Genomic DNA, 23438 nt, shown 5'->3' with positions numbered 1-23438 from the left:
GCTACTGCGCGGCCGCCGGGGCGGTCTGCTGGCCGAGCAGTACGGCGTCACGGCCGTCCTCCTCCTGGAGCTGGACCTTGACGGTCTCCCGCAGTGAGGTGGGGAGGTTCTTGCCGACGTAGTCGGCGCGGATCGGCAGTTCCCGGTGGCCGCGGTCGACGAGGACCGCGAGCTGGACGGCGCGGGGGCGGCCGAGGTCGCCGAGGGCGTCGAGGGCGGCCCGGATGGTGCGGCCGGAGAAGAGGACGTCGTCGACGAGGACGACGAGGCGGCCGTCGATGTCGTCGCCGGGGATCTCGGTGCGGCCGATGGCGCGGGCCGGCTTCATCCGCAGGTCGTCGCGGTACATCGTGATGTCGAGGGACCCGACCGGGATCTTCGATCCGGTGATCTCTTCGAGCTTGGCGGCCAGCCGGCGGGCGAGGGACACGCCGCGGGTGGGAATGCCGAGGAGCACCACGTCGTCGGCGCCCTTGGCGCGTTCGACGATCTCGTGGGCGATGCGGGTCAGTACCCGCGCGATGTCCTGTGCTTCGAGCACGGGGCGCATCGCATCGGTGCCAGCGCCAATGGCGTTCTGGGCAGCCTGAGCGTCCATGGAAAGGACCTCCTTCTCCGCCTCACGGGACGGACCTTAAAGGACGTCTGCACAACGCCGTCCACGGTACCAGGGGGATTGGGGTGAAGCCGAACCGGGGCGGCGCGGCGCCGCTCGTCCGTGGGCGAGCGACGGCATTCGGCTTGACGCATCCAAGTCACGCTGCGTAACCTCACAGTGAGTTACCAGCCGCGCGGCGGAGCCGCATGGTCTCCATGTACAGCGTCACAGCGTCCGGGAGCGTTATGTCCAGCGAATACGCCAAACAGCTCGGGGCCAAGCTCCGCGCCATCCGCACCCAGCAGGGCCTCTCCCTCCACGGTGTCGAGGAGAAGTCGCAGGGCCGGTGGAAGGCCGTGGTGGTCGGTTCGTACGAGCGCGGGGACCGCGCCGTGACCGTCCAGCGCCTCGCCGAGCTGGCGGACTTCTACGGGGTGCCGGTGCAGGAGCTCCTGCCGGGCACCACCCCCGGCGGTGCGGCCGAGCCCCCGCCGAAGCTGCGTCTCGACCTGGAGCGCCTGGCGGGCGTGCCCGCCGAGAAGGCCGGCCCGCTCCAGCGTTACGCGGCGACCATCCAGAGCCAGCGCGGCGACTACAACGGCAAGGTGCTGTCGATCCGCCAGGACGACCTGCGCACCCTTGCGGTCATCTACGACCAGTCGCCCTCGGTCCTGACCGAGCAGCTGATCAGCTGGGGCGTCCTGGACGCGGACGCGCGTCGCGCCGTGGCGCACGAAGACGCCTGATCCAGGTCCTCGGGACCAGCAGAAACGTTACCGGTGTGGGCCGGGAGCCTGAAGGGGCTCCCGGCCCACACCGGTTTTCGCGTACGGGCGGTACGGGCCGTACGGGCGCCTTCCGCGTCCGGCGGCGGGAGGGGCGTGCGGACAGACGCAGGGGCCCGCGGCGCGGCTGCGCTGCGGGCCCCTGCGTCGTGCCGGGTCGCTGCCGGGGGCTACTCGCCCCGGCGCAGGCTCGGCTTCAGGTCCTTGAAGCGGGCCAGGAGGCCGTTGACGAACGAGGGCGACTCGTCCGTGGAGAACTCCTTGGCCAGCTGCACGGCCTCGTCGATGGCCACGGCGTCCGGGGTTTCGTCCACCCAGATCAGCTCGTACGCACCGAGCCGCAGGATGTTCCGGTCGGCGACCGGCATGCGGTCGAGATCCCAGTCCACGGCGTAGGTGACGATCAGGTCGTCGATGCGGTTCACCTTGTCGGCGTAGCCCTCGACGAGATCCATCGTGAAGGCGTTGACCGGCGGCTGCCGGTCGTCCGACCTCGCGTGGCGGACCCAGTCCGCGAGGACCTCGCGCACGGGCACGCCGCGCTGGTCGGCCTCGAAGAGGATCTGGAAGGCGCGCTTGCGCGCGTTGCTGCGGGCAGCCACGGTTAGCTGCTCACCCGGCCGAGGTAGGCGCTGGTGCGGGTGTCGACCTTGATCTTCTCGCCGGTGGTGACGAAGAGGGGGACCTGGATCTCGTGGCCGGTCTCCAGGGTGGCGGGCTTGGTGCCACCGGTGGAGCGGTCGCCCTGGACGCCCGGGTCGGTGTGCTGGATGGTCAGCTCGACGGCGGCCGGGAGCTCGACGTAGAGCACCTCGCCCTCGTGCTGGGCCACGGAGGCGGTGAAGCCCTCGATGAGGAAGTTGGCGGCGTCGCCGACGGCCTTGCGGTCGACCATCAGCTGGTCGTAGGTCTGCATGTCCATGAAGACGAAGTACTCGCCGTCCATGTACGAGAACTGCATGTCACGGCGGTCGATCGTGGCGGTGTCGACCTTCGTGCCGGCGTTGAAGGTCTTGTCGACGACCTTGCCGGAGAGCACGTGCTTGAGCTTGGTGCGCACGAAGGCCGGGCCCTTGCCGGGCTTGACGTGCTGGAACTCGACGACGGACCAGAGCTGGTCACCGTCGAGCTTGAGCACCATGCCGTTCTTGAGGTCGTTCGTGGAAGCCACGGTTGCGGAATCTCCTGCACTGGAAGACCAGGGGTGCGCGCGCCCAGCCCGGCACGCCGGACTACAGTGCGAGCAGCTCCTTGGTCGTAATGGTGAGTAGCTCGGGACCGCCGTCCGCCTCGGGGCGCACGACGAGCGTGTCATCGATCCGGACCCCGCCCCGGCCCGGGAGGTGGACCCCCGGTTCGACGGTGACCGGCACGCAAGCGTCCAGTTTACCCATTGCCGTAGGTGCAAGCTGCGGGTCCTCGTCGATTTCGAGGCCGACCCCGTGTCCGGTCGACGGAGCGAGGGCCTCCCCATGGCCCGCCGAGTCCAGGACGGAGCGCGCCGCGCGGTCCACATCGCGGTAGGCGGCGCCCGGCAGCAGGGCCTCCCGTCCGGCCCGCTGGGCGGCGAAGACGAGGTCGTACAGCTCGATCTGCCAGTCGGCCGGGCTGGTGCCGATCACGAAGGTCCGGCCGATCTCGCACCGGTAGCCGCGGTAGTTCGCGCCGAGGCAGACGGAGAGGAAGTCGCCCTCCTCGACCCGCCGGTCGGAGGGCCGGTGCCGGGAGCGCCCGGAGTGGGGCCCGGTGCCGACGGAGGTCGGGAAGGCCGGGCCGTCGGCCCCGTGGTCGACGAGCCGGCGTTCCAGCTCCAGGGCGAGGTGGCGTTCGGTGCGGCCGACGAGGATCGACTCCAGCAGTTCGCCCAGCGCCTGGTCGGCGATCTCGGCGGCGATCCGCAGGCAGGCGATCTCCTCCTCGTCCTTGACCAGGCGCTGCTGTTCCACGGCGGTGCCCAGGTCGCCGAGCCGCAGGCGGGGCGCGACGGAGCCCAGGGCGCGGTACCGGGCGACGGTGAGGTGGTGTTCCTCGACCGCGAGGGTTTCGGCCCTGGCCGATCCGGCCAGGTCGGCGGCGGCGACCGCGGCGTCGGCGCCCGGGGTGGGCAGCACGCTGACGGCGAGCCGGTCGTCGAGGCGGCCCTCGTCGACCTCCCCGGTCGGGGGCCCGACGGTGAACAGGGTGTCCTCGGCCCCCGGTCCGACGAGGAGGACGGCGCCGCGCGGGGATCCCCCGGCGAGGTAGCGGACGTTCGCCGGACGCGTGATCAGTGCGGCGGCGTTCCCGGCGGCGGCACAGCGGTCGCGAAGCAGGCCACGGCGGGCCGCGTACACGTCTGACATGTCTTCGAGACTACGAGCGCCCTGAAAATCCGGCCTGGTGAGCGCCTCCGTACGGGGCCGAGCGCTCCGCGGGGGGGGTGCCGCGACGGGCGAGCGAAGCGAGGTGGGGGGCCCCCGGCCGGAGGCTGGGGGAGACCGTCTGCGGGCCGATTGTGGCCGGTCGCGCAGTTCCCCGCGCCCCTTCGGGCCGCTCAGAAGGCGGAGGCGGTGATCGCGCGGGCCAGGGCCTCGTCCAGGGCCCGGGCGGTGCCCTCCACGTCCAGGTCCGAGTTGTCGATGATCGGCAGGCCGGAGCCGTACCAGCCGGCCATCCGGCCGTGGATCCGGGCGACCTCCTCGTCCGAGAGGCGGCGGTTGCCGGAGCGCTGGGCGTTGCGCTCCAGGACGATCTCCAGGCCGGGCAGCAGCACGACGGGCAGGAGGGCGGGGCCGACGTGGCGCTTCCAGCCGCCGAGGCCCACGACGGGGCGGTCGGGGAAGACGGCGTCGTCGAGGATGCAGGAGATCCCGTTGGCCAGGAAGTTGCGGGCGGCGAAGCCGCAGGTGCGGCGGGCCAGCCGGTACTGGGCCTCGGACTGGTCGTTCCAGCCGGACTGGGGGTCGGCGAAGCCCGAGCAGACCCATTCGCGGACGTCGTCGAGGCTGATGTGCGCGGTCGGCACGGGCCGGGAGTTCGCCCAGTGCCGGGCGACCGTGGTCTTGCCGGCCCCTGCCGGGCCGATGAGCAGCACGGCCAGCATGGCGTTGCCGGTGCCGCCGCCGGTCGCGGGGCCGGCGCCGGGCCCGGGAACCGCGACGACGGGCGGCAGCGGAATGTGCCCGGTGGCCTCCGGCCCGGGCGGCGACAGGTGCGGCGGCACCTGCGGGTGCGGGGGCCCCTGCGGGTGCGGGGGCGGAGGCCAGCCCTGTGCGGGCGGTATCGGCGGCTGCGGGGGCACCGCCGGCTGGTGTCCCGGCGGGCCCCAGCCACCGCTGTCGGCCGCCCCCCATCCCTGGTGCATCCGCTGCCACTCCGTCTCGTTCCACCCACTGATGCGAGAACGTTATATGACTGCAGGGGCGGTGCCGCCCACCAGCACGGTCAGCGGTCGACTTCGTCCGCCAGGGCGCGCAGCGCCAGCCGGTACGAGCCGATCCCGAAGCCCGCCACCGTGCCCGTCGCCACCGAGGCGATGACGGACGTGTGCCGGAACTCCTCCCGCGCGTACGGGTTCGAGATGTGCACCTCGATCAGCGGGGCGGTGCGCTGGGCGGCCGCGTCCCGCATCCCGTACGAATAGTGCGTGAACGCACCGGGGTTGATGACCACCGGGATCTTCCCGTCGGCCGCCTCGTGGAGCCAGCGGATGATCTCGCCCTCGTCGTTGGTCTCGCGGACCTCGACGTCGAAGCCGAGCTCCTCGCCCAGCTCCCGGCAGGCCTCCACGAGCCCGGCGTACGAGGTGGCCCCGTACACGTCGGGTTCGCGGGAGCCGAGCCGGCCGAGGTTGGGGCCGTTCAGCACCAGCACCCTGCGGCTCATGCGGACACCTCGCCGTACGCGGCGATCAGGTGCGCCGGGTCGGGTCCCTCCAGGACGGTCGGCTTGGCCAGGCCGTCGAGGACGATGAAGCGCAGCAGGTTGCCGCGGGACTTCTTGTCGACCTGCATGGTCTGGAGCAGCTTGGGCCACTGGTCGCCGCGGTAGGTCAGCGGCAGGCCGACGGAGGCCAGGATCTCCTTGTGCCGGTCGGCGGTGGCGTCGTCGAGGCGGCCCGCGAGCCGGCCGAGCTCGGCGGCGAAGACCATGCCGACCGAAACGGCCGCGCCGTGCCGCCACTTGTAGCGCTCGTTCTTCTCGATGGCGTGCGCGAGGGTGTGGCCGTAGTTGAGGATCTCCCGCAGGCCCGATTCCTTCAGGTCGCTGGAGACGACGTCCGCCTTGACCTGGATGGAGCGGACGATGAGCTCCGCGGTGTGCGGGCCGTCCGGGGTGCGGGCGGCGGCCGGGTCGGCCTCGATCAGGTCGAGGATGGCGGGGTCGGCGATGAAGCCGGCCTTGATGATCTCGGCGAGGCCGCTGACGTAGTCGTTGACCGGCAGCGACTCCAGCGCGGCGAGGTCGCACAGCACGCCGGCGGGCGGGTGGAAGGCGCCCACCAGGTTCTTGCCCTCGGCCGTGTTGATGCCCGTCTTGCCGCCGACGGCCGCGTCCACCATGGCCAGGACGGTGGTCGGCACGGCGATCCAGCGCACCCCGCGCAGCCAGGTGGCCGCGACGAAGCCCGCCAGGTCGGTGGTGGCGCCGCCGCCGACGCCGACGATGGCGTCGGTGCGGGTGAAGCCGGACTGGCCGAGCGCCTTCCAGCAGTACGCGGCCACCTCGGCCGTCTTGGCCTCCTCGGCGTTCGGCACCTGGATGGCGACCGCCTCGTAGCCCTGGTCGGCGAGGTCGTCGCGCAGGGCCTCGCCGGTCGACGCCAGCGCCTCGGGGTGGATCACGGCCACCCGCTGGGCCTTGGTGCCGATCAGCGCGCCGAGCTCGCCGAGCAGCTGCCGGCCGACCAGCACCTCGTACGGGTCGTGTCCGGCGCTGCCGCCGACGTGGATCCGCGTCACCTGGTCTGTCATACGTCCTTCAACTCCAGAGCGTCGAGGACCGCCTGGGCGACCTCTTCGGGGGTGCGGTCGTCGGTGGGCACCTCGACGCGCGCTACTTCGGTGTACAGGGGGCGGCGGGCCTCCATCAGCTCGCGCCACTGGCGGCGCGGGTTGACGGCGAGCAGCGGGCGGGCGGCGCCCAGGCCGACGCGCCGGACGGCCGCCTCGACGTCCATCGAGAGGTAGGCGACCGGCAGGCCGGCCAGCACCTCGCGGGTGCCCGCGTCGAGGACGGCGCCGCCGCCGAGGGCGAGGACTCCGGGGTGCTCGGCGACGGCGGCGGCGACCGCCTGCCGTTCCAGCTCACGGAAGTACGGCTCGCCCTCGTCGACGAAGATGTCCGAGATCGGGCGGCCCTGGGCCGCGACGATGTCGGCGTCCGTGTCCCGGTAGGGGACGCCGAGCCGCCGGGCCAGCAGCTCCCCCACCGTGGACTTGCCGGATCCCATGGGGCCGACGAGGACGACCAGGGGTCCGCCGGTCACCGGATGTGCAGGTTGTCGAGGTACGACTGCACGTTGCGGCGGGTCTCGGCCACCGAGTCGCCGCCGAACTTCTCGACCACGGCGTCGGCGAGGACCAGGGCGACCATGGCCTCGGCGACGATGCCGGCGGCGGGGACGGCGCAGACGTCGGAGCGCTGGTGGTGCGCGGCCGCGGCCTCGCCGGTGACGACGTCGACGGTGGCCAGGGCGCGCGGGACGGTCGCGATGGGCTTCATCGCGGCGCGGACGCGCAGCAGTTCGCCGGTGGTCAGGCCGCCCTCGGTGCCGCCGGAGCGGCCGGTGGTGCGCTTGATGCCGTCGGGGGTGGCGACGATCTCGTCGTGGGCCTTGGAGCCGGGGACGCGGGCGAGTTCGAAGCCGTCGCCGACCTCGACGCCCTTGATGGCCTGGATGCCCATCAGCGCCGCCGCGAGGCGGGCGTCGAGGCGGCGGTCCCAGTGCACGTGCGAGCCCAGGCCGACGGGGACGCCGTAGGCGAGGACCTCGACGACGCCGCCGAGGGTGTCGCCGTCCTTGTGGGCCTGGTCGATCTCGGCGACCATCGCCTTCGACGCGTCCTCGTCGAGGCAGCGCACCGGGTCGGCGTCGAGCTTCTCGACGTCCGCCGGGGTCGGGTACACGCCGTACGGGGCCTTCGCGGCGGCGAGTTCGACCACGTGCGAGACGATCTCGATGCTGGCGGCCTCCTTCAGGAAGGAGCGGGCGACGGCGCCGAGGGCGACGCGGGCGGCGGTTTCACGGGCGCTGGCGCGCTCCAGGATCGGCCGGGCCTCGTCGAACCCGTACTTCTGCATGCCGGCCAGGTCGGCGTGGCCCGGGCGCGGCCGGGTCAGCGGCGCGTTGCGGCCGGTCTCCTTCAGCTCCGAGGGGTCCACGGGGTCGGCCGACATGACCTTCTCCCACTTCGGCCACTCGGTGTTCCCGACCATCACGGCGACCGGCGAGCCCAGCGACAGCCCGTGCCGGACGCCGCCGAGGAACGTCACCTCGTCCTGCTCGAACTTCATCCGCGCACCGCGCCCGTACCCGAGCCGGCGCCGCGCCAGGTGGTCGGCCACCATCTCCGTGGTCACCGGAACGCCGGCGGGAAGCCCCTCCAGCGTCGCCACCAGCGCCGGACCGTGCGATTCCCCAGCGGTCAGCCAACGCAACCTGCTCAACGATGCTCCTCATGCTCGCGCCTGGTACAGCGGCGGCGCGGTCTGGGGGCACCTCCCAGTGGCTGCTGGGGGCGCGCGGCCCGGACCCGCCATACCCGATCCTCCCACGTCCGGGCCGGTGCGCCGGTCCCGGTCCAGCTGGCGGGACGGCGGTGCACCAGTCCCACCCTGGCCGGTGCCCCTATGCCCGGGCAAGATCGGCCGGTGCAGTGCATCAGGTGTGCGTGCGGCGGTGACGGATCGCCGGGTGCGGGATCAGCGGTGGCGGTCGCGCAGGGCGGCCTCGCCCGCGGCGCGCATCGCGGCCAGCGGTCCGGTGGCGCAGCCTGTCATCTGCTCGACCTGGAGGACCGCCTGGTGGACCAGGAGGTCGAGGCCGCCGAGGAGCCGGCCGCCGCGCTCCGACCAGGCGGCCGCGAGGGCGGTCGGCCAGGGCTCGTACAGCACGTCGAAGAGGGTGCCGGGGGCGTCGGGCACCGCGCTGACCAGCTTGTCCGTGGCGCCGGCCGGGGTGGTGGCGATCACCAGGGGGGCGGTGAGGGCCTCGGCGGCCTGCGACCACTCCTCGGTGCGGACGGGGACGCCGAGCCGCTCGCCCCACTGGAGCATCTCGTCGGCGCGGAGCCGCGAGCGGACGTAGGCGGTGACCTCGCCGGTGCAGATCCGGGCGAGGGCGGCCAGGGCGGAGGAGGCGGTGGCGCCGGCTCCGAGGATGGCGGCGCTCTCGACCTTGTCGACGCCGCGCTCGTGGAGGGCGGCGACGATCCCGGGAATGTCGGTGTTGTCGCCGAGGCGGCGGCCGTCCTCGGTGAGGACGACGGTGTTGACCGCCTCGACGGCGGCGGCGGTGTCGCTGATGCCGTCGAGCAGCGGGATGATCGCCCGCTTGAGCGGCATGGTCAGGGACAGTCCGGCCCACTCGGGGCCGAGGCCGGAGACGAACGCGGGGAGCGCGGCCTCGTCGATCTCGAAGCGGTCGTACGACCAGTCGTCGAGGCCGAGCTCCTGGTACGCGGCGCGGTGCAACACCGGTGAGAGGGAGTGCTCGATCGGTGAACCCAGCACCGCGGCCCGTATGCGTGACATCTTCTCTGCCTACCCGCCGTTCTTCTGCTTCTGACGCGCGTTGAACTCCGCGACCAGTTTCTCGTGCTCGGCGAAGGTCTTGGTGAAGGTCGTCGTGTTTCCGTCGACCGACACGAAGAACATCCAGCCGCCCTTGTCGGGGTCGAGTGCGGCGTTGAGGGCTTCGCTGCCCGGGTTGCTGATCGGTCCCGGGGTGAGGCCCTTGTAGAGGTAGGTGTTGTAGGGGTTGTCGAGCTTGCGCGTCTCCTCGCGGGAGACGTTGATGTTGCTCGTGCCCTTGAGGTAGTTGATCGTCGAGTCGAACTCGAGCTTCTGGTTCGTGACGTCGTTGGTCTTCTTCAGGCGGTTGTAGATGACCTCGGACATCTTGCGGTAGTCGTCGTGCTTGTTGCCCTCGACCTGGACCAGGCTCGCGACCGTGACCAGCTGGAGCGGGGTCTCCAGGCCGAGGGACTTCGCCTTGGCCTCGAAACCGAGGTTCGCGTACTGGTCGCTGGCGCTCCGGACCATCTGCTTGAGCAGGGATTCGGGGGTCGTCTCCTTGGTGACGTCGTAGCGCGCCGGGAAGAGGAACCCTTCCAGCGGGTCCTTGATCTTCTGGTTGTCGGCCGCCCAGGCGGGCAGGCCGAGGCCCTTGGGGTCGCGCTTGGCGACCTCCTCCGTGGTGCCCGCGGGCTTGCCGAGCTTCTCGTCGATCATCTTGTAGACCTCGACGGCGCGCTTGCCCTCGGGGAGGACGAGGACGTTGAGCTTCGAGGGGTCGATCATCACGGCGACGGCGGACGCGGCCGACATCTTCTTCTTGAGCGTGTAGACGCCGGGCTGGATGGAGGTGCCGCTCTTGTGCGCCGTGGCGGCGGCGACGAACGCGTCCGCGCTGGCGACCACGCCGTGCTCCTTGAGGATGCGGCCCATCTGCCCGAGCCCGGCACCGTTGGGGATCTGCACCTCGACGGACTCGGAGGTGCCCTCGCCCGTGAAGTCCTCCGCAGGGCCGAACCTCGTCTTGAGGTAGTCGTAGCCGTAGTAGCCGCCACCGCCGAGGACGCCGACGATCACGAGAGCGGCGACCAGGCAGGCCCCACGGCTCCGCTTCGGCTTGTCCTTGCCCTTGCCCTTGCCCTTCGGACGGCCCCCGCGGCGCCCGCCACCGGCTGCCGAGGCGGTCTCCTCGTCCTCGTCGCCCTCGTCGTCGTCCTCGGCTTCCGGTTCCGCTTCCGGGTCCGGAGCCGGGCGGCGGCGGCCCGGGGGCTCCGGCGGCGGGTAGGACTCCTCGGTGCCGTACAGGTCGGGGGTCTCCCCCGGGAAACCGCCGGCGGGCTGCTGGGCGTACGGCTCCGCGCCCGCGTACGGGTCGGCGGCCGCGTACGCATCGGGGGCCTGCGGGTTCTGGGCGGCCGGGTACGCCTGCGGGGCCTGCGGGTCGGCGACGGCGTACTGGCCCTGGCCGGTGTCCCAGACCTGGCCGCCGTACGTCTGCTGCTGTTGCTGCGGGTGGACCTGCTGCTGTTGCTGCGGGTGGACCTGCTGCTGGGCGTGCGGGTGCATCTGCGGGTGCGCCTGCTGCGGGGGGTAGCCCTGCATCTGGTCCGGGTACGGGCCCTGCTGGACGTACTGCTGCTGGTACTGCGGCTCCTGCGGATACTGCTGCTGCGGGCCACCGCCATAAGGCATCTGGCCCTGCTGGGCCTCGTGCCCGTTCCACCCGGGGTCGCCGTACAGCGGGTCCCCCGGGTGCCACGGTTCGGAGCCAGGGCCCCGGCCATATTCAGTCATCGATCCCCTAGAGCCGCGAGACGGAGTGCTCGTGACTCGCGCCGCCACGGCACCCGGTTCCGCCTCTGAAGTGGTGGGCGACGACTGTTCGAATGTCGCCGCGTCTCGCGGAACGTTACCGTACCGCGATCAGACAACCACTTCGACGCACTCTCCAGGCGGATTACCCGATACCCGTTCGGTCTCAAGAGCGTTCTGGAGGATCACCACAGCAGCGGCCTGGTCGATGACCGACCGGCCCTTCTTGGCATTGCGGCCGGAGGCCCGCAGCCCCTGGGCGGCGGTGACCGTCGTCATCCGCTCGTCCACCAGACGGACCGTCACCGGCTTGATGCCCTTGGCGAGTTCGGCGGCGAAGGCGCGCACCTTGGCCGCGGCCGGCCCCTCCCGCCCGCTGAGCGAGCGGGGCAGGCCGACCACGACTTCCAGGGGTTCGTACTCCTCGACGAGTTGCCGCAGCCGCCGGTGGGCGAAGGGGATGTCCCGGCCCGGAACGGTTTCCACCGGCGTGGCGAGCACCCCGTCGGGGTCGCAGGTGGCGACCCCGATACGGGCGTCCCCGACGTCGATGGCGAGACGGCGGCCGCGGCGCAGTGTCATGGTCAGACCGTCTCCACGACGAGGCGCTCGACCGCGGCGATGGCCTCCGGGACGGCGTCCGGGTTCTGGCCGCCGCCCTGGGCCACGTCCGGCTTGCCGCCACCGCCGCCGCCGAGGGTCTTGGCAGCGGTGCGGACCAGGTCGCCGGCCTTGAGACCGCGCTCGCGGGCGGCCTCGTTGGTGGCGATCACGGTCAGCGGGCGGCCGTTCGCCACGGCGAAGAGGGCCACGACGGCCGGGCGGTCGCCCTGGATGCGGCCGCGGACGTCGAGGACCAGCTTGCGCAGGTCGTCGGCGCCGGTGCCGTCCGGCACCTGGCCCACGACGAGGGCGACGCCGCGGATGTCCTGGGCGTTCTCGGCGAGGCCGGCGGCGGCCCGGAGGACCTTCTCCGCGCGGAACTTCTCGATCTCCTTCTCGGCGTCCTTCAGCTTGCCGAGCATGGAGGCGATCTTCTCCGGCAGCTCTTCCGAACGGCCCTTGACCAGCTCCTGGAGCTGGGCGACGACCGTGTGCTCCTTGGCGAGGAAGTTGTACGCGTCCACGCCGACGAGGGCCTCGACGCGGCGCACGCCGGAGCCGATGGAGGACTCGCCGAGCAGCTTCACCAGGCCCAGCTGGGCGGTGTTGCCGACGTGCGTGCCGCCGCACAGCTCCTTGGAGAAGTCGCCGATGGTGACGACGCGGACCCGCTCGCCGTACTTCTCGCCGAACTCGGCGATGGCGCCCTGCTTCTTCGCCTCGTCGATGCTCATGATCTCGGCCGTGACCTCCAGCTCGCGGGAGAGCACGTCGTTGATCTTCTGCTCGACGTCGGTGAGGACCGTGCCGGGGACGGCGTTCGGCGAGCCGAAGTCGAAGCGGAAGCGGCCGGGGCTGTTCTCGGAACCGGCCTGGGCGGCGGTCGGGCCGAGGGCGTCGCGCAGCGCCTGGTGGGTCAGGTGCGTGGCCGAGTGGGCGCGGGCGATGGCCCGGCGGCGCTTGATGTCGATGGCGGCGTACGCGGAGGCGCCCACCGTCACCTCGCCGACCTGGACGGAGCCCTTGTGGACGGAGACGCCGGGGACCGGCTGCTGCACGTCGCGGACCTCGATGACGGCGCCGGTGTCAAGCTTGATCCGGCCCTGGTCGGCGAGCTGGCCGCCGCCCTCGGCATAGAAGGGGGTGCGGTCGAGGACGACCTCGACCTCGTCGCCCTCGGAGGCCGCGGGCGAGGAGACGCCGTTGACGAGCAGGCCGACGACGGTGGCCTCGCCCTGGTTGGTGGCGTAGCCGGTGAACTCGGTGCCGCCGGCGGTGTCGGCGATCTCGCGGTAGGCGGAGACGTCGGCGTGGCCGGTCTTCTTGGCCTTGGCGTCGGCCTTGGCGCGGTCGCGCTGCTCCTGCATCAGGCGGCGGAAGCCGGCCTCGTCCACGGAAAGGCCCTGCTCGGCGGCCATCTCCAGGGTGAGGTCGATCGGGAAGCCCCAGGTGTCGTGGAGCAGGAACGCCTTGTCGCCGGAGAGGACCGTGCCGCCGGCGGCCTTGGTCTCGGTCACGGCGGTGTCGAGGATGTTGGTGCCGCCCTTGACGGCCTTCAGGAACGCGGCCTCCTCGGCGAGGGCCACGGTCTCGATGCGCTTGCGCTCGGTGATGAGCTCCGGGTACTGCTGGCCCATCGTGTCGATCACGACGTCGATGAGGTCCTTGACCACGGGGCCGGTGGCGCCCATGAGGCGCATGTTGCGGATGGCGCGGCGCATGATGCGGCGCAGCACGTAGCCGCGGCCCTCGTTGCCCGGGGTGACGCCGTCGCCGATGAGCATGGCGGAGGTGCGGATGTGGTCGGCGACCACGCGCATCGAGACGTCGGTGTCCTTGGCCTGGCCGTAGCGGACGCCGGTCAGCTCGGTGGCCTTGTCCATGACGACGCGCAGGGTGTCGGTCTCGTACATGTTCTGCACGCCCTGCAGGATCATCGCCAGGCGTTCGAGGCCGAGACCGGTGTCGATGTTCTTGGACGGCAGGTCGCCGAGGATCGGGAAGTCCTCCTTGCCGTCGCCGGCGCCCCGCTCGTACTGCATGAAGACGAGGTTCCAGATCTCGACGTACCGCTCGTCGTTGACGGCGGGGCCGCCCTCGACGCCGAACTCGGGGCCGCGGTCGTAGTTGATCTCGGAGCAGGGGCCGCAGGGGCCGGGGACGCCCATGGACCAGAAGTTGTCCTTCTTGCCCAGGCGCTGGATGCGCTCGGCGGGGACGCCGATCACGTCGCGCCAGATCGTCTCGGCCTCGTCGTCGTCGAGGTAGACGGTGATCCAGAGCTTCTCCGGCTCCAGGCCGTAGCCGCCGTCCGCCACGGAGCTGGTGAGCAGCTCCCAGGCCAGCTTGATGGCGCCTTCCTTGAAGTAGTCGCCGAAGGAGAAGTTGCCGCACATCTGGAAGAAGGTGCCGTGGCGGGTGGTCTTGCCGACCTCTTCGATGTCCGGGGTGCGGACGCACTTCTGCACGCTGGTGGCCCGCGGGGCGGGCGGCTTGGTCTCACCGAGGAAGTACGGCTTGAACGGGACCATGCCCGCGTTGACCAGGAGCAGAGTCGGGTCGTCCGCGATGAGCGACGCCGAAGGGACGACGGTGTGACCGCGCTCCTCGAAGAAGCTCAGCCAGCGGCGGCGAATCTCAGCCGACTCCATCAGTGGTCCTCATTCCGGTTGATGTGGGAGAAGTTCGGTCGGTGGGTGGTCTTGCGGTGCGCGTCGTTCTGGATGGCCCGCATCCGCCGCGGCCCGGGGAGGGCGGTGACGTTGTCGGGCCGGTCGGGGTCCTGCTGCAACCCCAGTGCGTCATTCAGCTCGTCCTCGCGCTGGGACATTCCCGCCTTGACGTCGAGGGCGAACTCCTTGAGGCGGTGGCCGGCCTCCACGGCCTTGTCTGCGGCCTGGGCGGCGAGGCTCTCCGGCGTCAGCTTCTTGAGCTGGCGGTGGACCTTGTTGGTGGCCCACACGCCGGCGGCTGCGCCGGCGGTGAACCAGAAGGCTCGGCGGAACATCGGCGTGGGTCAGCCCTTCTGCTTCCGGCGCCGGGCCGCCGGCACCGTACGCCCAACGATCACGGTACGTCGCTCCTTGGCGGGCGGCGCACCCTCCTGGGTCCGGCCCAGGGCCTTGCGGACCCCGTAGCCGAAGGCCGCGACCTTGACCAGCGGGCCGCCGAAGGTGGAGGCCACGGTGGACGACAGCGCGGACGCGTTGGAGGTGACCTCCTGGACGTCGCTGGCGATGGCGTCGACCCGGTCGAGCTGCGTGCGCGCGGAGCGGACGGTGGTGGAGGCGTCCGCCAGCAGCGGGACGGCCTGCTCGGTCACCTCGGCCACCAGCTTGGTGGTCGCCTTGAGCACCTGGGCCAGCCTTGCCAGCGCCACGGCGAGGAAGGAGACCAGAATTGCCCAGAAGACGGCCACGAGGATCCCGGCCACCTCTCCACCGGACACGTTGCACCGCTCTCTGCATGTTGATCGCTACGTAGAAAAGTCGTTCTCCGACCCTATCGCGCCGGGGATACGCAGCCGTACCGGAAATCCGCGCCCACGGGGCTCCCGGGACTCCGGAAACAATCTTGCCCCCGGCGCGGCCGGCCCCGCCGGGCGGGGTACGTCCTGCAGGTCCGGCGCCGGGTCTTGGGCCGGGCCCGGCGCCGGACCCGGAAAACAGGAAGCCCGCCGGCTCCCCCGAGGGGGAACCGGCGGGCTGACCAGCCTGTGAGGCTACGCCTGCCGGATCAGATCAGCGGGCGTAGTACTCGACGACGAGCTGCTCGTCGCAGATGACCGGGATTTCCTTGCGGTTCGGGTCGCGGTCCAGACGGAAGGCCAGGGCCTTCAGGTTGACCTGCAGGTAGCGCGGGGTCTCGCCCTCGCCTGCGTAGCCACCCTCACGGGCGATCTGGAACGGAACCTTCTCGCGGCTGCGCTCGCGAACGGTGATGACGTCGTCCGGGCGGACACGGAACGACGGCTTGTCGACCTTGGCGCCGTTGACCTCGATGTGGCCGTGGACGACCATCTGGCGGGCCTGGTAGATGGTACGGGCGATGCCCGAACGCAGGACCAGGGCGTCGAGACGACGCTCGAGCTCGACGACCAGCGCCTCGCCCGTCTTGCCCTCGGCCTTCTTGGCGCGGTCGTACGCGCGGGCCATCTGACGCTCGGAGATGTCGTACTGAGCGCGCAGACGCTGCTTCTCCAGCAGACGGACCTTGTAGTCCGAGTTCTGCTTGCGGCCACGGCCGTGCTCGCCCGGCGGGTAGGGGCGGGCCTCGAAGTACTTGACGGCCTTCGGCGTCAGGGCGATGCCGAGGGCGCGAGACTTCTTGACCTTGGGTCGCTTCTGGTTCACGGGGAACCTACCTCCATGTAAGTTAGGTGAGGCTTACCTTATCGAGGAGGACGTAATGTCTCGACCGCATGGGATCCCCCTGCCCAGTGCGCATCGGAGTTCGGATTCCAACGAAACAGAATCCGCTTTCGACGACGATAAGCAAGGTCAGCCGCGTCCCAGGGAAGGCGTTCGGCAGCTCACCGGAGCCGAACGCGTACGAACCCTCGTAGAGTCCAACGCCTCAGTATCCCTCACCCTGCCCGGTGCTCGTGACCAGGGAGAGTGGTGGACGGGGATGCCGGCCGCTGCGACCGTCACCCCGGACGGGGACGTGATCCTCCTGGTATCAGGGGAATCCACGGCTGCCAGGGCAGCCGCTCACGCCCAGGACGACGACCTCACCGCCGTGATCGAGATCACGGATGTGGCGCCGGTGTCCGTGCCCCATCGTATCCGAGGCCGCGCGTGGCTCGCCGGGTGGCTGACCCCGGTCGGCGAGGAGGACCGGCCCGCCTGCGCCGCGCTCCTCGCCGAGCGCCACCCGGTGGGCGAGCTGCTGCGCCTGCACGGCCGCCCGCGGTGGGTGCTGCTCCGGCTGGAGGTCGGCGACATCTCCGTCGACGACCTGTGGGGCGCCGAGCGCGTCGACCCCGACGACCTCGCCGCGGCCGAGCCCGACCCGGTTTCAGCCCACGAGACCGAGCTCCTCCAGCACCTCGCCGCCGCCCACCGCGACCGGATCCGCGACCTGGGCTCCCTGCTCGGCTCCCGGGAGAGCACGGGCCTGACCGCCGTCCCCCTCGCCCTCGACCGGCTCGGCCTGCGCGTCCGCTTCACCTGCCCGGACTCGGCCTCCTCCTTCGACGCCCGCTTCGACTTCCCGACCCCCGTCGGCGACGTCCGCGGGCTGCACCGCGCCATGCAGAACCTCTTCGCCGCGGCCGGCAACCAGCGCTAGGAACCGCGCAGGCGCTCGCGGACCTTCTCCACCACGTCCGCGTACCGCGCCTCCGCGCCGTAGCGCGTCGGCTCGTAGTACCGCTTGCCGTGCACCGCGTCCGGGGCGTACTGCTGCGCCGCGATCGCGCCCGGCACGTCGTGCGGGTACACGTAGCCCACCGCGTGCCCGAGCTTCGCCGCGCCCTTGTAGTGCCCGTCCCGCAGATGCGCCGGAACGGTCCCCGCCAGGCCCGCCCGGACGTCCGCGAGCGCCGCTCCGATCGCGGTCGTCGCCGTGTTCGACTTCGGGGCCAGCGCCAGGGCGATCGTCGCGTGCGACAGGGTCAGCGCCGCCTCCGGGAAGCCGATCATCGCCACCGCCTGCGCCGCGGCCACCGCGAGCGGCAGGGCCGTCGGATCCGCCAGGCCGATGTCCTCGCTCGCCGAGATCATCAGCCGCCGGGCGATGAACCGCGGGTCCTCCCCCGCCTCGATCATCCGGGCCAGGTAGTGCAGCGCCGCGTCCACGTCCGAGCCGCGGATCGACTTGATCAGCGCGCTCGCCACGTCGTAGTGCTGGTCGCCGTCCCGGTCGTAGGACACGGCCGCCCGGTCGACCGTCTCCTCCACCGTCTTCAGGCTGATCCCGTCCTCGCCCTTGGCCATCGCCGCGCCGGCGGCGGCCTCCAGCGCCGTCAGCGCCCGCCGGGCGTCCCCGCCCGCGACCCGCAGCAGGTGCGCCTCGGCGTCCGCCGGCAGGGAGACGGCCCCGCCCAGCCCCCGCTCCTCGGTCAGGGCCCGGCGCATCAGCGCACTCAGGTCCTCGTCGGTGAGCGGCTCCAGCGTCAGCAGCAGCGAACGCGACAGCAGCGGGGAGATGACAGAGAAGTACGGGTTCTCGGTGGTCGCCGCGATCAGCGTCACCCAGCGGTTCTCGACGGCCGGGAGCAGCGAGTCCTGCTGGGCCTTGCTGAAGCGGTGGATCTCGTCGAGGAAGAGGACGGTCTCCTTGCCGTACCCGCCGGCCGCGCGCCGCGCGCCCTCGATGACCGCCCGCACCTCCTTCACGCCCGCGGTGATGGCGGACAGCTCCACGAAGCGCTTCTGCGTCGCCTGGCTCACCACGTACGCGAGGGTGGTCTTGCCGATGCCGGGCGGGCCCCAAAGGATCACCGACGACGAGCCGGCCGGGCCGCCCGCGCCCTCCCCGACCAGCCGCCGCAGCGGCGATCCGGGCTTCAGCAGGTGCTGCTGGCCGACGACCTCGTCCAGGTTGCGCGGGCGCATACGGACAGCGAGCGGGGAGCTCGCCGGGTCCTTCTCCTGGCGCTCTTCGGCTGCGGCGGTGAACAGGTCTGGTTCCACACGGGAAGCCTAAGCGCTCGCGCCGACAGCCCGCGGCGGGCTCAGGAGGTCCAGAAGTCCCACCAGCGGGTCAGGATCAGCATGCCGATGATCCCGGTGTGCAGGACCGGCAGGACCCAGGTGAACTCGTCGAGGAAGCTGCGCAGCCATGCCGGCGCGGGCAGCATGCCCTCGCGCACGTTGTGCGCGGTGACGTACCAGAACATGAAGATCGTGGCGACCCAGGCCAGGCTGCACCACAGGCACAGGGCGCCGATGGTGTACAGCGACTGGTACGTCAGCCAGGCGCAGAAGACGACGCCGAAGAGGCAGCCCGCATTGAAGGTCAGCCAGTACCAGGGGCGGAACCGGGCCCCGGCGAGCACGCTCATGCCGACGCAGATCACGATGCCGTAGGCGACGAGGCCGAGCATCGGGTTCGGGAAGCCGAACACCGCCGCCTGCTCGCTCTTCATGATGTTGCCGCAGGAGACGACGGGGTTGAGGCTGCAGCCCGGCGTGAAGTTCGGGTCTTCGAGCAGCTTGAACTTGTCGATCGTGATCACCCAGGCCGCAAGCAGCCCGGCCGCCCCGGTGATCACCAGCAGCCAGGCCAGCGCCCGGCTCGCGCCGACGGTCCGCACGGTCTTGTCGCCTGTAGTCGTCATGCGGTGCATTCTGCCGCACGGACCTGTGGCCGGGACCGGGGAGTAACCACGTACGGCCACCGTCGTTGTCCGGTCAACTGCTCCCCGCCCGTGCGGGGGTGACCCGGAGATATACGCGTTCGTGACAAACGGCGGCGCGTGCTCCCCGCACTCGCGGGGGTCGAGGCCGGACGGCATGCGCCGCCCGGCCTCCACACATCACACGAGTTTCGCGCGCACGCTCTCGACCAGCGCGTCCAGCGCCACGGCCGTCTGCTCGCCGGACTCCATGTCCTTGAGCTGGACGACCCCCTCGGCCAGGTCCCGGTCCCCCGCGACGATGGCGAAGCGGGCGCCCGAGCGGTTGGCGTCCTTCATGGCGCCCTTCAGACCCTTGCCGCCGAACGACATGTCCGCGGCCACACCGGCCCGGCGCAGCTCGGTGACCAGGCCGAACAGGGTCGGCTTGGCCTCGCCCAGCGCGACGGCGAAGACGTCCGTGCTCCCCGGGATGGCCAGCTCCGCGCCCTCGGCCTCGAGAGCCAGCACCGTGCGGTCCACGCCGAGCGCCCAGCCCACCGAGGGCAGCGCGGGGCCGCCGATCATCTCGGACAGGCCGTCGTAGCGGCCGCCACCGCCGACCGCGGACTGGGAGCCCAGGCCGTCGTGCACGAACTCGAAGGTGGTGCGGGTGTAGTAGTCCAGGCCTCGGACCAGCTTCGGGTCGTCCTCGAAGACCACGCCCGCCGCGGTGACCAGCGCGCGCACCTCCTCGTGGTACGCCTTGCAGGCGTCGCAGAGGTAGTCGCGCAGCAGCGGGGCGTCGACCAGCTGCTTCTGGACGTCGTCCCGCTTGTCGTCGAGCACCCGCAGCGGGTTGATCTCGGCGCGGCGCAGGGTCTCCTCGTCCAGGTCGAGCCCGCGCAGGAAGGCCTGGAGGGTCTCGCGGTACGCGGGACGGCACTCCTTGTCGCCCAGCGAGTTCAGCAGGATGCGGAAGTTCTTCAGGCCGAGGGAGCGGTAGGCCTGGTCGGCCAGGATGATCAGCTCGGCGTCCAGGGCCGGGTCCTCGGCGCCGATCGCCTCGGCGCCGACCTGCGAGAAGTGGCGGTAGCGGCCGGCCTGGGCACGCTCGTAGCGGTAGTACGAACCGGAGTAGTAGAGCTTGACCGGCAGGTTCCCCTGCTTGTGGAGGTTGGCTTCCAGTGCCGCGCGCAGCACGGACGCCGTGCCTTCGGGACGCAGGGCGAGCTGGTCGCCCCCCTTGGTCGTGAGGGTGTACATCTCTTTGCTCACGATGTCCGTGGACTCGCCGACACCGCGGGAGAACAGTTCGACGTTCTCGAAGCCGGGGGTCTCCACGTAGCCGTAGCCGGAGTTGCGCAGGGGTGCGGCAATGGCCTCGCGGACCGCCAGGAACTTGGCGGAGCGGGGCGGGATCAGGTCGTACGTGCCCTTGGGGGCCTTGAAGGTGCTCACGAAAGTCTCGTCACATTCCTCGTCGTGGAGCGGCGGTCGGGTCCGCTCCGAGGCCGGCGGCGACGTCCCGCAGGTACGGGTTGGTCACGCGCTCGCGGCCGATGGTGGTCTGGGGACCGTGGCCGGACAGCACCACGGTCGAGTCGTCGAGCGGCAGGCACACGCGGGCCAGCGACTCGAGCATCTCGGCGTGGGAGCCGCCGGGCAGGTCGGTGCGTCCGATGGAGCCGGCGAAGAGCAGGTCGCCCGAGAAGAACACCGAGGGGATGTCGGCCTGCTCGGGCATCCGGAAGGTCACCGACCCCTTGGTATGGCCGGGCGCGTGCGCCACCGTGAAGTCGAGGCCCGCCAGCTTCAGCCCGGCGCCGTCGGTGAGCTCGCGGACGTCGTCCGGCTCGCCGATGGTGAGCTCGCCCATGAGCGGCATGCCGATGGAGCGGCCGAGGGCCTTCTCCGGGTCGCTCATCATGTAGCGGTCCTCGGGGTGGATCCAGGCGGGAACGTCGTGCGCTCCGCACACCGGGACCACCGAGGCCACATGGTCGATGTGGCCGTGGGTGAGGACGACCGCGACGGGCTTGAGCCGATGCTTCTTCAGCGTCTCCTCGACTCCCTGGGTGGCCTGGTGGCCCGGGTCGATGATCACGCACTCCTCGCCAGCGGCGGGGGCGACCACGTAGCAGTTGGTCCCCCAGGCCCCTGCGGGGAACCCGGCAATCAGCACGTTCGTCCTCATTCGTGTCCGGCGGGAGGGTCGGCAGCGGGCCGTCGATCGCCAATGCTGCTGCTCAGAGCCTACCGGCGCGGCTCGTTCCGCAGCGAACCCATATACGGTACGGCATAACCGAGCCCGGACAGCGGTACCAGACACGTACAAGGAGACGACCCGGTGGTCACGAGCGATCAGCGGCGGCGACAGCTCGCCAGGGAGAAGTTCGAGCGTCAGCAGCAGCGTCGGGCCGAGGCCCGGCGCAAGGGGCGGCAGCGGGCGGTGGTGATCGGCGCGGCGGTGGCGGTGGTGATCGCCGCATTGGTCGGCCTGATCGTCGGCGGCGTGTTCGACTCGGGCAAGAAGAAGGACGAGGCGGCGGACCCGGCGGCGAGTCCCTCGGCCCAGCCGACCCCGAAGCAGTCCCCGGCTCCGGCGATGGCGATCGACCCGAAGGCGAAGTACACCTTCGCGCTGAAGACGAGCGCCGGCGACATCAAGATCGACATGGATGCGGCCAAGACGCCGGAGACGGTCAACTCGTTCAAGGCGTTGGCGGACAAGGGCTTCTTCGACAACACCAAGTGCCACCGCCTCACCACGTCCGGGATCTACGTGCTGCAGTGCGGCGACCCGGAGGGCACCGGCATGGGCGGCCCCGGCTACACGATCGCGGACGAGAACCTCGACGCCCTGGGCAAGCCGAACGAGCAGGGCCAGGTGGTCTACCCGGCGGGGACGGTGGCAATGGCCAACACGGGCCGCCCGCACACCGGCGGCAGCCAGTTCTTCCTGGTCTACAAGGACAGCCCGCTGGCGCCGTCCTACACGCCGTTCGGAAAGATCGACGCGGCGGGCCTGAAGGCGCTGGAGGAGGTCGCCAAGGCCGGTACGGCCGAGGGCGGCCAGGACGGCGCCCCGAAGACCCCGGTGGTCATCCAGAAGGGCGCCGTCACCCAGAACTGACGGACCCGGCGGCGCGCCGGGCCGGCCCCGCGCCCCCCGCGGCGATATTCCGTCGTGCGGGATGCGGACAGCCGGCCCGGCGGTCGCCTATGTTGGCGTTGTGCAGGGCGGGCGCTGCCCGCCCCAGGAAACTGTGGACGATGCCCGGGGGTGGACCCCCTCGCAGGCATCAGGTGGAGGAGGCGCTGTGAGCAGCGACCCGTGGGGCCGCGTCGACGAGACGGGCACCGTGTACGTGCGTACTGCCGAGGGGGAGAAGGTCGTCGGCTCGTGGCAGGCGGGCACCCCCGAGGAGGCCCTGGCCTACTTCGAGCGCAAGTACGAGGGCCTGGTGGTCGAGATCGGCCTCCTCGAACGGCGGGTGCGTACCACCGATCTGTCCGCCAAGGACGCCCAGATCGCGATCGACCACCTGCGCACGCAGGTGGAGGAGCACCACGCGGTGGGTGACCTCGACGCGCTGCGCGTGCGGCTGGACAAGCTGATCGCGAACGTGGAGGCGCGCCGCGAGGAGCGCAAGGCGCAGAAGGCCAAGCAGGCGGACGAGGCCCGGACGGCCAAGGAGACCCTGGTGGTCGAGGCCGAGGAGCTGGCGCAGAGCGACCAGTGGCGGGCCGCCGGCGAGCGGCTGCGGGCGCTGGTGGACACCTGGAAGGGGCTGCCCCGGCTGGACCGCAAGTCCGACGACGAGCTGTGGCACCGCTTCTCGCACGCCCGTTCCGCCTTCTCCAAGCGCCGCAAGGCCCACTTCGCGGCGCTGGACGCGCAGCGCGAGGACGCCCGCAAGGTCAAGGAGAAGCTGGTCGCCGAGGCCGAGTCGCTGTCGAAGTCGACGGACTGGGGTCCGACGGCCGCCCGCTACCGCGAGCTGATGGCGGACTGGAAGGCGGCGGGCCGGGCGCAGCGCGAGGCCGAGGACGACCTGTGGAACCGTTTCCGCGGTGCGCAGGACGTGTTCTTCGCGGCGCGCAGCGAGGTGTTCGCGGAGCGCGACGCCGAGCAGGTCGAGAACCTGAAGCTGAAGGAGGAGCTGGCCGAGGAGGCCGAGAAGCTCGTCCCGGTGACGGATCTGAAGGCGGCCCGTGCCGCGTTCCGCTCGGTCAACGAGCGCTGGGAGGCCATCGGCCACGTGCCGCGGGACGCCCGCGCCCGGGTCGAGGGCCGGATGCACGCGGTGGAGCGTGCGATCCAGGAGGCCGAGGAGGGCGAGTGGCGCCGTACGAACCCGGAGGCGCGGGCCCGTGCGGCCGGTCTGACGGGTCAGCTGCAGGCGGCGGTCGACAAGCTGCGTGCGGAGATCGACGCGGCGCGTGCGGCGGGCAACAACGCCAAGGCCGACAAGCTGGCGCGTGAGCTGGAGGGCCGCCAGGCCCTGCTGGACCAGGCGCTGAAGGGCCTGGAGGAGTTCGGCGGCTGAGCAGTCGGCCCGGGACGCAACGAGGGCCCCGGTACGCGATCGCGCGATCGCGTACCGGGGCCCTCGTTGCGTCCGGTGCCCGGGCGGCT

General features: G+C 71.5%; 24 protein-coding genes. 4 read left to right on the top strand and 20 right to left on the bottom strand.

What is annotated here, in order from left to right:
* Nucleotide 1 precedes the first annotated feature (1 nt).
* Nucleotides 2-598 (bottom strand): bifunctional pyr operon transcriptional regulator/uracil phosphoribosyltransferase PyrR, encoded by a 597-nt coding sequence (gene pyrR / locus ACIQUT_RS14410; RefSeq protein WP_403562914.1) that lies wholly within the window; start codon nucleotides 596-598, stop codon nucleotides 2-4.
* A gap of 245 nt (nucleotides 599-843) precedes the next feature.
* On the opposite strand from pyrR, the gene bldD reads away from it, so the two are divergent.
* A complete protein-coding gene (gene bldD / locus ACIQUT_RS14405; RefSeq protein ID WP_030841550.1) occupies nucleotides 844-1344 on the top strand; it encodes a transcriptional regulator BldD in 501 nt (166 codons plus the stop codon).
* A gap of 209 nt (nucleotides 1345-1553) precedes the next feature.
* Here the strand turns inward: bldD and nusB are convergent, their stop codons facing one another.
* The 15 genes from nusB to rpsD all read right to left on the bottom strand — a co-directional run bounded on the left by nusB (nucleotide 1554) and on the right by rpsD (nucleotide 15866).
* A complete protein-coding gene (gene nusB / locus ACIQUT_RS14400) occupies nucleotides 1554-1985 on the bottom strand; it encodes a transcription antitermination factor NusB (protein ID WP_403562911.1) in 432 nt (143 codons plus the stop codon).
* Between the two features lie 2 nt (nucleotides 1986-1987).
* A complete protein-coding gene (efp, locus tag ACIQUT_RS14395) occupies nucleotides 1988-2554 on the bottom strand; it encodes an elongation factor P (protein ID WP_403562909.1) in 567 nt (188 codons plus the stop codon).
* 61 nt (nucleotides 2555-2615) lie between these two features.
* Nucleotides 2616-3725 carry an aminopeptidase P family protein gene (locus tag ACIQUT_RS14390; protein WP_403562907.1) on the bottom strand — a complete coding sequence of 370 codons (1110 nt, stop codon included), beginning with the start codon at nucleotides 3723-3725 and terminating at the stop codon, nucleotides 2616-2618.
* A gap of 191 nt (nucleotides 3726-3916) precedes the next feature.
* Nucleotides 3917-4726 (bottom strand): AAA family ATPase, encoded by an 810-nt coding sequence (locus ACIQUT_RS14385; RefSeq protein ID WP_403562905.1) that lies wholly within the window; start codon nucleotides 4724-4726, stop codon nucleotides 3917-3919.
* A gap of 80 nt (nucleotides 4727-4806) precedes the next feature.
* On the bottom strand, nucleotides 4807-5247 hold the full coding sequence (aroQ, locus tag ACIQUT_RS14380) for a type II 3-dehydroquinate dehydratase (RefSeq protein ID WP_403562903.1): 441 nt from the start codon (nucleotides 5245-5247) through the stop codon (nucleotides 4807-4809).
* Complete coding sequence (gene aroB, locus ACIQUT_RS14375; RefSeq protein WP_403562901.1) at nucleotides 5244-6335, bottom strand: 3-dehydroquinate synthase; 1092 nt, start codon at nucleotides 6333-6335, stop codon at nucleotides 5244-5246. The genes aroQ and aroB overlap by 4 nt, the downstream gene beginning before the upstream one ends.
* Nucleotides 6332-6850: a shikimate kinase gene (locus ACIQUT_RS14370; protein WP_403562899.1), complete on the bottom strand. Its 519-nt coding sequence runs from the start codon at nucleotides 6848-6850 to the stop codon at nucleotides 6332-6334. The genes aroB and ACIQUT_RS14370 overlap by 4 nt, the downstream gene beginning before the upstream one ends.
* Complete coding sequence (gene aroC / locus ACIQUT_RS14365; protein ID WP_403562897.1) at nucleotides 6847-8031, bottom strand: chorismate synthase; 1185 nt, start codon at nucleotides 8029-8031, stop codon at nucleotides 6847-6849. The genes ACIQUT_RS14370 and aroC overlap by 4 nt, the downstream gene beginning before the upstream one ends.
* Before the next feature lie 255 nt (nucleotides 8032-8286).
* Nucleotides 8287-9117 (bottom strand): shikimate dehydrogenase, encoded by an 831-nt coding sequence (locus ACIQUT_RS14360; RefSeq protein ID WP_403562896.1) that lies wholly within the window; start codon nucleotides 9115-9117, stop codon nucleotides 8287-8289.
* Nucleotides 9118-9126: 9 nt separating this feature from the next.
* Complete coding sequence (gene mltG / locus ACIQUT_RS14355; RefSeq protein ID WP_403562894.1) at nucleotides 9127-10791, bottom strand: endolytic transglycosylase MltG; 1665 nt, start codon at nucleotides 10789-10791, stop codon at nucleotides 9127-9129.
* 231 nt (nucleotides 10792-11022) lie between these two features.
* A complete protein-coding gene (gene ruvX / locus ACIQUT_RS14350) occupies nucleotides 11023-11493 on the bottom strand; it encodes a Holliday junction resolvase RuvX (protein WP_403562892.1) in 471 nt (156 codons plus the stop codon).
* A 2-nt stretch (nucleotides 11494-11495) separates the two neighbouring features.
* Entirely contained in the window at nucleotides 11496-14165 is a 2670-nt protein-coding gene (gene alaS, locus ACIQUT_RS14345) for an alanine--tRNA ligase (protein ID WP_403562890.1), read from the bottom strand.
* The gene (locus tag ACIQUT_RS14340; RefSeq protein ID WP_403562888.1) at nucleotides 14165-14521 is read right to left on the bottom strand and encodes a DUF6167 family protein; all 357 of its coding nucleotides are present in this window, start codon (nucleotides 14519-14521) and stop codon (nucleotides 14165-14167) included. Before ACIQUT_RS14340 ends, alaS begins: the two co-directional genes overlap by 1 nt.
* A 9-nt stretch (nucleotides 14522-14530) precedes the next feature.
* On the bottom strand, nucleotides 14531-14962 hold the full coding sequence (locus ACIQUT_RS14335) for a DUF948 domain-containing protein (protein ID WP_403562886.1): 432 nt from the start codon (nucleotides 14960-14962) through the stop codon (nucleotides 14531-14533).
* Between the two features lie 292 nt (nucleotides 14963-15254).
* Nucleotides 15255-15866, bottom strand: a complete 612-nt coding sequence (gene rpsD, locus ACIQUT_RS14330) for a 30S ribosomal protein S4 (protein WP_114056761.1) — start codon at nucleotides 15864-15866, stop codon at nucleotides 15255-15257.
* A gap of 277 nt (nucleotides 15867-16143) precedes the next feature.
* Between rpsD and ACIQUT_RS14325 the strand changes: the two genes are divergently transcribed.
* A complete protein-coding gene (locus ACIQUT_RS14325) occupies nucleotides 16144-16806 on the top strand; it encodes a DUF2470 domain-containing protein (protein ID WP_403562884.1) in 663 nt (220 codons plus the stop codon).
* Here the strand turns inward: ACIQUT_RS14325 and ACIQUT_RS14320 are convergent.
* The 4 genes from ACIQUT_RS14320 to ACIQUT_RS14305 all read right to left on the bottom strand — a co-directional run bounded on the left by ACIQUT_RS14320 (nucleotide 16803) and on the right by ACIQUT_RS14305 (nucleotide 20981).
* On the bottom strand, nucleotides 16803-18152 hold the full coding sequence (locus ACIQUT_RS14320) for a replication-associated recombination protein A (RefSeq protein ID WP_403562882.1): 1350 nt from the start codon (nucleotides 18150-18152) through the stop codon (nucleotides 16803-16805). The two genes, ACIQUT_RS14325 and ACIQUT_RS14320, sit on opposite strands and share 4 nt — an antisense overlap.
* 41 nt (nucleotides 18153-18193) lie before the next feature.
* On the bottom strand, nucleotides 18194-18808 hold the full coding sequence (locus ACIQUT_RS14315; protein ID WP_403562880.1) for a vitamin K epoxide reductase family protein: 615 nt from the start codon (nucleotides 18806-18808) through the stop codon (nucleotides 18194-18196).
* A 189-nt stretch (nucleotides 18809-18997) separates the two neighbouring features.
* Nucleotides 18998-20257, bottom strand: a complete 1260-nt coding sequence (gene hisS, locus ACIQUT_RS14310; protein WP_403562878.1) for a histidine--tRNA ligase — start codon at nucleotides 20255-20257, stop codon at nucleotides 18998-19000.
* A gap of 10 nt (nucleotides 20258-20267) precedes the next feature.
* Nucleotides 20268-20981: an MBL fold metallo-hydrolase gene (locus tag ACIQUT_RS14305; protein WP_403562876.1), complete on the bottom strand. Its 714-nt coding sequence runs from the start codon at nucleotides 20979-20981 to the stop codon at nucleotides 20268-20270.
* Between the two features lie 165 nt (nucleotides 20982-21146).
* Here ACIQUT_RS14305 and ACIQUT_RS14300 point away from each other — a divergent pair, with 165 nt between their 5' ends.
* Both ACIQUT_RS14300 and ACIQUT_RS14295 read left to right on the top strand, forming a co-directional pair.
* Complete coding sequence (locus tag ACIQUT_RS14300; protein ID WP_403562874.1) at nucleotides 21147-21932, top strand: peptidylprolyl isomerase; 786 nt, start codon at nucleotides 21147-21149, stop codon at nucleotides 21930-21932.
* Nucleotides 21933-22119: 187 nt separating this feature from the next.
* The gene (locus ACIQUT_RS14295; RefSeq protein ID WP_403562872.1) at nucleotides 22120-23349 is read left to right on the top strand and encodes a DUF349 domain-containing protein; all 1230 of its coding nucleotides are present in this window, start codon (nucleotides 22120-22122) and stop codon (nucleotides 23347-23349) included.
* Nucleotides 23350-23438: the final 89 nt, after the last annotated feature.

It is taken from the genome of Streptomyces sp. NPDC090445 (assembly GCF_044769385.1).
In the GTDB taxonomy this organism is placed as follows: domain Bacteria; phylum Actinomycetota; class Actinomycetes; order Streptomycetales; family Streptomycetaceae; genus Streptomyces.
This window is presented reverse-complemented; position numbering and strand designations above follow the sequence as displayed.